This window comes from Streptomyces sp. NPDC104202 (genome assembly GCF_055584185.1).
In genome coordinates, this window is sequence record NZ_JBVJMN010000048.1 from 59,298 (window position 1) to 67,935 (window position 8,638).

At 72.3% G+C, this 8,638-nt stretch carries 8 protein-coding genes; 4 read left to right on the top strand and 4 right to left on the bottom strand.

Annotation, left to right across the window (positions count from 1 at the left end):
- Positions 1–33: 33 nt before the first annotated feature.
- From tal to pgl, 4 genes are read left to right on the top strand one after another with little or no spacing between them, the layout of a single operon-like run.
- A complete protein-coding gene (gene tal / locus ACZ60W_RS26905; RefSeq protein WP_366302086.1) occupies positions 34–1,152 on the top strand; it encodes a transaldolase in 1,119 nt (372 codons plus the stop codon).
- A gap of 5 nt (positions 1,153–1,157) precedes the next feature.
- The gene (gene zwf, locus ACZ60W_RS26910) at positions 1,158–2,690 is read left to right on the top strand and encodes a glucose-6-phosphate dehydrogenase (RefSeq protein WP_469757951.1); all 1,533 of its coding nucleotides are present in this window, start codon (positions 1,158–1,160) and stop codon (positions 2,688–2,690) included.
- Positions 2,687–3,730 (top strand): glucose-6-phosphate dehydrogenase assembly protein OpcA, encoded by a 1,044-nt coding sequence (gene opcA / locus ACZ60W_RS26915; RefSeq protein ID WP_469757952.1) that lies wholly within the window; start codon positions 2,687–2,689, stop codon positions 3,728–3,730. Before zwf ends, opcA begins: the two co-directional genes overlap by 4 nt.
- On the top strand, positions 3,727–4,500 hold the full coding sequence (gene pgl, locus ACZ60W_RS26920; RefSeq protein WP_469757953.1) for a 6-phosphogluconolactonase: 774 nt from the start codon (positions 3,727–3,729) through the stop codon (positions 4,498–4,500). Before opcA ends, pgl begins: the two co-directional genes overlap by 4 nt.
- A gap of 22 nt (positions 4,501–4,522) precedes the next feature.
- Here the strand turns inward: pgl and ACZ60W_RS26925 are convergent, their stop codons facing one another.
- From ACZ60W_RS26925 to ACZ60W_RS26940, 4 genes are all read right to left on the bottom strand, one after another.
- A complete protein-coding gene (locus ACZ60W_RS26925) occupies positions 4,523–6,058 on the bottom strand; it encodes a PH domain-containing protein (protein ID WP_469757954.1) in 1,536 nt (511 codons plus the stop codon).
- Positions 6,055–6,555: a PH domain-containing protein gene (locus ACZ60W_RS26930; RefSeq protein WP_469757955.1), complete on the bottom strand. Its 501-nt coding sequence runs from the start codon at positions 6,553–6,555 to the stop codon at positions 6,055–6,057. Before ACZ60W_RS26930 ends, ACZ60W_RS26925 begins: the two co-directional genes overlap by 4 nt.
- A 4-nt stretch (positions 6,556–6,559) precedes the next feature.
- On the bottom strand, positions 6,560–8,224 hold the full coding sequence (pgi, locus tag ACZ60W_RS26935; protein ID WP_469757956.1) for a glucose-6-phosphate isomerase: 1,665 nt from the start codon (positions 8,222–8,224) through the stop codon (positions 6,560–6,562).
- A 159-nt stretch (positions 8,225–8,383) separates the two neighbouring features.
- On the bottom strand, positions 8,384–8,638 hold a 255-nt coding region (locus tag ACZ60W_RS26940), incomplete at its 5' end, for an RNA polymerase-binding protein RbpA (protein ID WP_469757957.1).

Below are 8,638 nucleotides of genomic sequence, written 5' to 3' on the forward strand. Positions count from 1 at the left end.
GGATACGTACGACTTAATGGAGATGCAACTCTCATGACAGACGCTCTCAAGCGCCTCTCCGACGAAGGCGTCGCGATCTGGCTGGACGACCTCTCGCGCAAGAGGATCACGTCCGGCAACCTGGCCGAGCTCATCGACCAGAGCCATGTGGTCGGTGTGACCACCAACCCGTCGATCTTCCAGAAGGCCATCTCCTCGGGTGACGGTTACGAGCAGCAGCTCGCCGACCTCGCCGCCCGCAAGGTGACCGTCGACGAGGCCATCCGCATGATCACGACGGCGGACGTCCGCGACGCCGCCGACATCCTGCGCCCGGTCTTCGACGCGACCGACGGCCAGGACGGCCGGGTCTCCATCGAGGTCGACCCCCGTCTCGCCCACGAGACGACCGCCACCATCGCCGAGGCCAAGCAGCTGGCGTGGCTGGTGGACCGGCCGAACACGCTCATCAAGATCCCGGCCACCAAGGCGGGTCTGCCGGCGATCACCGAGGTCATCGGCCTCGGCATCAGCGTCAACGTGACGCTGATCTTCTCGCTGGAGCGCTACCGCGCGGTCATGGACGCCTACCTGGCGGGTCTGGAGAAGGCCCGCGAGCGCGGCCTCGACCTCTCCAAGATCCACTCGGTGGCGTCGTTCTTCGTGTCCCGCGTGGACACGGAGATCGACAAGCGCCTCGACGGCATCGGCACCGACGAGGCCAAGGCGCTCAAGGGCAAGGCCGCGCTGGCCAACGCCCGCCTGGCCTACGAGGCGTTCGAGGAGGTCTTCTCCTCCGACCGCTGGGCCGCCCTGGACAAGGCGCAGGCCAACAAGCAGCGTCCGCTGTGGGCCTCGACCGGCGTCAAGGACCCCGCGTACAAGGACACCCTGTACGTGGTGGACCTGGTCGCCCCGGGCACCGTCAACACGATGCCGGAGGCCACCCTGGAGGCCACCGCCGACCACGGCGTCGTCGCCGGTGACGCGGTGCGCGGCACCTACGACCAGTCCCGCGCGGAACTGGCGGCCGTCGAGAAGCTGGGCATCGCCTACGACGACGTCGTCCAGCTCCTGGAGGACGAGGGCGTCGAGAAGTTCGAGGCGTCCTGGAACGACCTGCTCAAGTCCACCGAGGCGGAGCTCCAGCGCCTCGCACCTTCGGAGGCGTAAGCACTTTGAGCGCAGTCCACGGAGCCAACCCGCTCCGTGACGCCGCAGACCGACGGCTCCCGCGCATCGCGGGGCCGTCGGGTCTGGTGATCTTCGGCGTCACGGGCGATTTGTCCCGTAAGAAGCTGATGCCTGCCGTCTACGACCTCGCCAACCGCGGCCTGCTGCCGCCGGGCTTCTCGCTGATCGGCTTCGCCCGCCGCGAGTGGCAGGACGAGGACTTCGCGCAGGAGGTCCACGACGCCGTCGAGCAGCACGCGCGCACCCCGTTCCGCGAGGAGGTGTGGCAGCAGCTGATCCAGGGCATGCGGTTCGTCCAGGGCGACTTCGACGACGACGAGGCCTTCGAGCAGCTCAAGTCCACCATCGAGGAGCTGGACAAGGCCCAGGGCACCGGCGGCAACTTCGCCTTCTACCTGTCCGTGCCGCCCAAGTTCTTCCCCAAGGTCGTCCAGCAGCTCAAGAAGCACGGGCTCGCCGACCAGAAGGACGGCTCCTGGCGCCGCGCGGTCATCGAGAAGCCCTTCGGGCACGACCTGGCCTCCGCCAAGGAGCTCAACGAGGTCGTCCACGAGGTCTTCCCTCCCGACGAGGTCTTCCGGATCGACCACTACCTCGGCAAGGAGACCGTCCAGAACATCCTGGCGCTCCGCTTCGCCAACACCCTCTTCGAGCCGATCTGGAACCGGTCCTACGTCGACCACGTCCAGATCACCATGGCCGAGGACATCGGCATCGGCGGCCGGGCCGGCTACTACGACGGCATCGGCGCCGCCCGTGACGTCATCCAGAACCACCTGCTCCAGCTGCTCGCGCTGACCGCGATGGAGGAGCCCGCCTCCTTCGACGCCGACGCGCTCGCCGCCGAGAAGACCAAGGTCCTCGGCGCGGTGAAGCTGCCCAAGGACCTCGGCGCGTCCACGGTCCGCGGCCAGTACGCGGCCGGGTGGCAGGGCGGCGAGAAGGCCGTCGGCTACCTCCAGGAAGACGGCATCGACCCGCAGTCGAAGACCGACACCTACGCGGCCGTCAAGCTGGAGATCGACAACCGCCGCTGGGCGGGCGTCCCCTTCTACCTGCGCACCGGCAAGCGTCTGGGCCGCCGCGTCACGGAGATCGCGGTCGTCTTCCAGCGCGCCCCGCACTCCATCTTCGACCACACCGCGACCGAGGAGCTCGGCCGCAACGCCATCGTCATCCGCGTCCAGCCGGACGAGGGCGTGACCATGCGGTTCGGCTCCAAGGTGCCCGGCACCCAGATGGAGATCCGGGACGTGTCGATGGACTTCGCGTACGGCGAGTCCTTCACGGAGTCCAGCCCCGAGGCGTACGAGCGGCTCATCCTCGACGTCCTGCTCGGCGACTCGAACCTCTTCCCGCGCGTGGAGGAGGTCGAGCTGTCCTGGAAGATCCTCGACCCGATCGAGCAGTTCTGGGACGAGCACGGCAAGCCCGCGCAGTACCAGTCCGGGACCTGGGGTCCGGTCGAGGCGGACGAGATGCTCGCACGAGACGGCAGGAGCTGGCGCCGGCCATGAAGACCGACCTGACGGACACCACGTCCTCCAAGATCAACAAGGCGCTGGTGCTCGGGCGGCGGGCGATCGGCACGCCGGCCGTCGGCATGGTGCTCACCCTCGTGATCGTCACCGACGAGGAGAACGCCTACGACGCCCTGAAGGCGGCCAACGACGCGTCCCGCGAGCACCCCTCGCGGACCCTCGTCGTCATCAAGCGGGTCTCGCGCTCGCCGCGGGACCGTTCCAAGGCACGACTCGACGCCGAGGTCCGCCTCGGCGCCGACGCCAGCACCGGCGAGACGGTGGTGCTCCGGCTGTACGGCGAGGTCGTCGACCACGCCCAGTCGGTGGTCCTGCCGCTGCTCCTCCCGGACGCCCCCGTCGTCGTCTGGTGGCCGGTGAACGCGCCGACCGACCCGGCGAACGACCCGCTGGGCGCCCTCGCCCAGCGGCGGGTGACCGACACGTACGCCGCCGAGCAGCCCATCCAGGAGCTGACCGCGCGCGCGGACACCTACACGCCGGGCGACACGGACCTCTCGTGGACCCGGATCACCCCCTGGCGCTCGATGCTCGCCGCCGCGCTGGACCAGGTGGCGTGCGAGGTCACCTCCGCCGAGGTGGAGGGCGAGGAGTTCAACCCCAGCGTCGAACTGCTCGCGATGTGGCTGGCGGAGCGGCTGAAGGTGCCCGTGCGCCGCGCGCGCTCGGCCGGTCCCGGCCTGACCTCCGTGCGCATGGAGACCAGCACCGGACCGATCGTCCTCGACCGGCCCGACGGCTCGCTCGCGACGCTCTCCATCCAGGGCCAGCCGGACCGTGCCGTGGCGCTGAAGCGCCGCGAGACGGCCGAGCTGATCGCGGAGGAGCTGCGCCGGCTCGACCCGGACGACACGTACGCGTCGGCGCTCCGGTTCGGGCTCGAACGACTGGACGAGGAGGCGGCGACCGTCGCCCCCCAGCCGGTCGACGAGATCCCGGCCGAGGCCGCGGACGCCCCGGCCCCGGCCAAGCCGGCCGCGAAGAAGTCCCCGGCCAAGAAGGCGGCGGCCAAGTGAGCACCCCCCAGCTGGTCGTCCACCGCGACAAGGAGCTGATGGCCGAGGCCGCCGCGGCCCGGCTGATCACCAGGATCGTGGACGCCCAGGCCACCCGCGGCTCGGCCTCGGTCGTGCTGACGGGCGGCCGCAACGGCAACGGCCTGCTCGCGGCGCTCGGTTCGGCGCCCGCGCGGGACGCGGTCGACTGGTCGCGGCTCGACCTCTGGTGGGGCGACGAGCGCTTCCTGCCCGACGGCGACCCCGAGCGGAACGTCACCCAGGCCCGGGAGGCGCTGCTCGACCGGGTGCCGCTCGACCCGGCGCGGGTGCACGCCATGCCCGCCTCGGACGGCCCGTACGACGACGTCGACACCGCCGCCGCCGCGTACGCGGAGGAGCTGGCGGCCGCCGCGGGCCGGCCCGGCGGCGTGCCGGAGTTCGACGTGCTGATGCTGGGCGTCGGCCCGGACACCCACGTGGCCTCGCTCTTCCCGGAGCTGCCCGGGGTCCGCGAGACCGAGCGGACGGTGGTCGGGGTGCACGGCGCGCCCAAGCCCCCGCCGCTGCGGGTCTCGCTGACCCTCCCGGCGATCCGGGCGGCGAAGGAGGTCTGGCTGCTCGCGGCCGGCGAGGACAAGGCCAAGGCCGCGGCGATCGCGCTCTCGGGCGCGGGCGAGGTCCAGGCCCCGGCGGCGGGCGCCTACGGCCGCGCGCGCACGCTGTGGCTGCTGGACGCGGCGGCGGCCTCGGAGCTGCCGCGGAGCCTGTACCCGCCGGCGTCGGCCTGACGCACCCGGACGGAGGCCCGGTTCACCCGTGGGTGGACCGGGCCTCCGCCGTCTCCACGGGTTCCAGGAAGGGCGCGAGGAGGTCGGGGACGGCGCCGGCGGCGAAGGCCAGGCCCTCGCTCTCGCCGGCGTCGGGGATCACGTACGCCCCCGCGCCGGCCGCCGTCGTGGCGGTGAGGGTCAGGAGGCCGGCGCGCCGCTGGAAGTACGACTGCCTGACGGTCCAGCCGATGACCCCGGTGCGCTGGAGGGCGACCGTGGCGCGCCGCAGGGTGCCGGACCGCGTCACCAGGTAGCCGCCGCTGACGGTGTGGCCGAGGCCGCGGTAGGCGTCGAGGGCGAAGAGCACGGCGACCGGGGTGAGGACGACGAGGCAGCCGCCCGCCACGTAGAGCAGGACCGGGGTGAGCGTGAGTCCGAGGACGGCGAGGAGCGCGACCGGGACGAGGACGGCCGCCAGGGCCCACCGCAGTCGCCGGGTGCGGGCGGCCCGGGGGTGGGCGGTGAGCGCCGCCGCCGTGGGCGGCTCGGGCTCGCCGAGGACCTGCGCGGCCACCCGGTCGGCGACGGCCCGGTCCACGGCCGGCAGCAGGTTCCTGAGGTCGGCGTGGCGGTCGTCGGAGTCCTGGACGAGGCCGGTGGCGACGGCGTCGACGCGGGCCGCCCCGCACATCCGCACGCCGAGCGGCGCGACGAGTTCGATCCCGCGCAGCCTGCGCTCCTCCAGGGAGACGGAGCGGGCGGTGAACAGGCCGCGGGAGACGCGCAGGGTGCCGCCGGGCTCGCGCTCCAGCCGGTAGTTCCACCACATCTCGACCCAGAGCCCGAGGGCTCCGACGGCCCCCACGACGGTGGCGACGAGGGCCAGGTCGAGGACCACCCAGAGCGGCGAGACGTCCTGGAAGCGGTCCCCTATCCAGTCGATGACCCTCGCCCGGGCGCCGAACCACTCGCTGACCTGCAGCACGGCGCCGGCCGCGGCGCCGCCGAGGGCGGGGGCGAGGAAGGAGACGGGGGCGTAGCGGATCCAGCGCGGGTCGAGGACGGCCAGGGCGCTGTCGCGGTCCGGTGTGCCGGGCTCCGCGGCGCGCGCGAGGAGCTCCCGGCGGAGCCGCTCGCCCTCGGCACGGGTGACCAGGTCGAGTTCGAGGGTGGACTCGCCTCCGCCCGCGTGCTCGCCGGTGCCGATGCGGACCTTGACGAGGCTGAGGACGCGCTGGAGGGGGTTGGCGGTGAGGTCGACCGTGCGGATGCGTTCGCGGGCCAGGGAGCGGCGCTTGAGCAGCAGGAGGCCGGTGTGGAGGTCGACCCGCTCGGGGCCGACGCGGTAGCGGGTGCGGCGCCAGCGGACGTAGTCGCCGGCGGTGCCGGCCAGCACCAGGAGGAGGGCGCCGGCGAGGATCCAGGAGACGGCCTGCCACGGCGGGAGGGAGCCGGAGAGCCCGGCCGCCACGGGGAGGGCGGCTCCCCCGGCCACGCCGCACAGGACGGCGGCGGTGGCCAGGAGCGTACGCCGGTCCAGGCGGCGCCACTCCCCGTCCGGTCCGTCCTGGCTCACGTGGCGTCCCCGGGGGTGGCCCCGGTGACGAGGGTGAGCCGCTCGGCGAGCCCCGCGGCGAGTTCGTGGTCGAGGCCCTCGATCCGCAGGGCGCCCTTGGAGGAGGCGGTGGTCACGGTGACCGTGGCGAGCCGGAAGAGCTGCTCCAGCGGGCCGCGGACGGTGTCGACGGTCTGGATCCGGGACATGGGGGCGATGCGCCACTCCTGCCAGAGGGCGCCCGTCCGGACGTAGACGGCGTCGTCGGTGACCTCCCAGCGGTGCACCCGGAACCACCAGGCGGGGAAGAACGCGGCGCAGGCCAGGCCCAGGACCGCCACGGTCCCGGCCGACAGCAGCAGCCAGAACCGGGCGGACCCGAGGAACGCGCCGAGGACGGCGAGCACCGCCACCGGTACGGCGGTGGTCACCAGGACCCTGCTCCGCCACCAGGCGACGGCCCGCTCGTCCACGGCGTTCCCGGGCGGCCGCAGCCGCACCGCGTTCTCCCCCGTCATGCGGTCAGCCCCGGTCGCGCAGCGACCGGTAGGCGGTGACGAGCGCGGCGGTGGAGCTGTCGAGCTGCCCGCCGTCCTCGCCCTCGGTCAGGACCGGCTCGATCTTCTTGGCGAGCACCTTGCCGAGCTCGACGCCCCACTGGTCGAAGGAGTCGATGTTCCAGACGGCGCCCTGGACGAAGACCTTGTGCTCGTAGAGCGCGATCAGCTGGCCGAGGACGGACGGGGTCAGCTCGTCGGCCAGGATCGTGGTGGTGGGGTGGTTGCCCCGGAAGGTCTTGTGCGGGACGAGCTCCTCGGGTACGCCTTCGGCCCGGACCTCCTCGGGCGTCTTGCCGAAGGCGAGGGCCTGGGTCTGGGCGAAGAAGTTCGCCATGAGCAGGTCGTGCTGGGCGACCAGCCCCGGGAGCAGGTCGGCGACCGGCCGGGCGAAGCCGATGAAGTCGGCCGGGATGACCTTGGTGCCCTGGTGGATCAACTGGTAGTACGCGTGCTGTCCGTTGGTGCCGGGGGTGCCCCAGACGACCGGTCCGGTCTGCCAGTCGACCGGGCGGCCCTCGCGGTCCACGGACTTGCCGTTGGACTCCATGTCGAGCTGCTGGAGGTAGGCGGTGAACTTGGAGAGGTAGTGCGAGTAGGGCAGGACGGCGTGCGACTGGGCGTCGAAGAAGGCGCCGTACCAGACGCCGAGGAGGCCGAGGAGGAGCGGCGCGTTCTCCTCGGGCGGGGCGGTGCGGAAGTGCTCGTCGACGAGGTGGAAGCCGTCGAGCATCTCGCGGAAGCGCTCCGGGCCGATGGCGATCATCAGCGAGAGGCCGATGGCGGAGTCGTAGGAGTAGCGGCCGCCGACCCAGTCCCAGAACTCGAACATGTTCGTGGTGTCGATGCCGAACTCCTCGACCTTCTCGGCGTTGGTCGAGAGGGCGACGAAGTGTTTGGCCACGGCCTCCTGGCCGGCGCCGAGGCCGCCGAGGAGCCAGTCGCGGGCCGAGGTGGCGTTGGTGATCGTCTCGATGGTGGTGAAGGTCTTCGAGGCGACGATGAAGAGGGTCTCGGCGGGGTCGAGGTCGCGGACGGCCTCGTGGAGGTCGGCGCCGTCGACATTCGAGACGAAACGGACCGTCAGGTCCCGCTGGGTGAAGGAGCGCAGGACCTCGTAGGCCATGGCGGGACCGAGGTCGGAGCCGCCGATGCCGATGTTGACGACGTTCCTGACCGGCCTGCCGGTGTGGCCGGTCCAGTGGCCCGCGCGGACCGCGTCGGCGAAGCCGGCCATCTTGTCGAGGACGGCGTGCACGCCCGGGACGACGTTCTCGCCGTCGACCTCGACGACGGCCCCGCGGGGGGCGCGCAGCGCGGTGTGGAGGACCGCCCGGTCCTCGGTGGTGTTGATCTTGTCGCCGCGGAACATGGCGTCGCGCAGCTCGGCGACGCCGGTGGCGACGGCCAGTTCGCGCAGCAGGGCCAGCGTCTCGCCGGTGACCAGGTGCTTGGAGTAGTCCAGGTAGAGGTCGCCGACCCGCAGGGTGAGGTCGGTGCCGCGCGTCGGTTCGGCGGCGAACAGTTCGCGCAGCCGGGTCTCCCCCAGCTGCTCACGGTGCTTGCCGAGGGCCGCCCACTCGGGCAGCCGGTTGAGCCTGGTACGGCCTTCGTTGGTCATCTCGGACATCGCCCACTTCTTCTCGTACTGCTTGTCTGCCCCGCTGCACCCCCAAACCTAATTGATCAGAGGGGCGGGCGACGCGAAGGCGGGCGGGAACGGCGAACGGGCCCGGCCCGCGAATCGAGTTCGCGGGCCGGGCCCGTTCGTCACACCGTCACACCACGCTCAGATCTCGCCGCGCAGTTTGGCGAGCGCCTCGGCGAGGATCGCCTCCCCGTCGGCGTCGCTGCGCCGCTCACGCACGTAGGCGAGGTGGGTCTTGTACGGCTCCGTGCGCGGCGGGTCCGGCGGGTTGTCCCGGTCCTGACCTGCCGGGAAGCCGCAGCGCGGGCAGTCCCAGGTCTCCGGGATCGCCGCGTCGCTGGCGAAGCTCGGCTGCGTCTCGTGCCCGTTCGAGCACCAGAACGAGATGCGGGCGCG

Bases quoted from the DNA above. Each gene is read 5' to 3' on its own strand.
- ACZ60W_RS26930 (WP_469757955.1), bottom strand. From the start codon at position 6,555: ATGACGGGGGAGAACGCGGTGCGGCTGCGGCCGCCCGGGAACGCCGTG.
- tal (WP_366302086.1), top strand. From the start codon at position 34: ATGACAGACGCTCTCAAGCGCCTCTCCGACGAAGGCGTCGCGATCTGG.
- opcA (WP_469757952.1), top strand. From the start codon at position 2,687: ATGAAGACCGACCTGACGGACACCACGTCCTCCAAGATCAACAAGGCG.
- pgi (WP_469757956.1), bottom strand. From the start codon at position 8,224: ATGTCCGAGATGACCAACGAAGGCCGTACCAGGCTCAACCGGCTGCCC.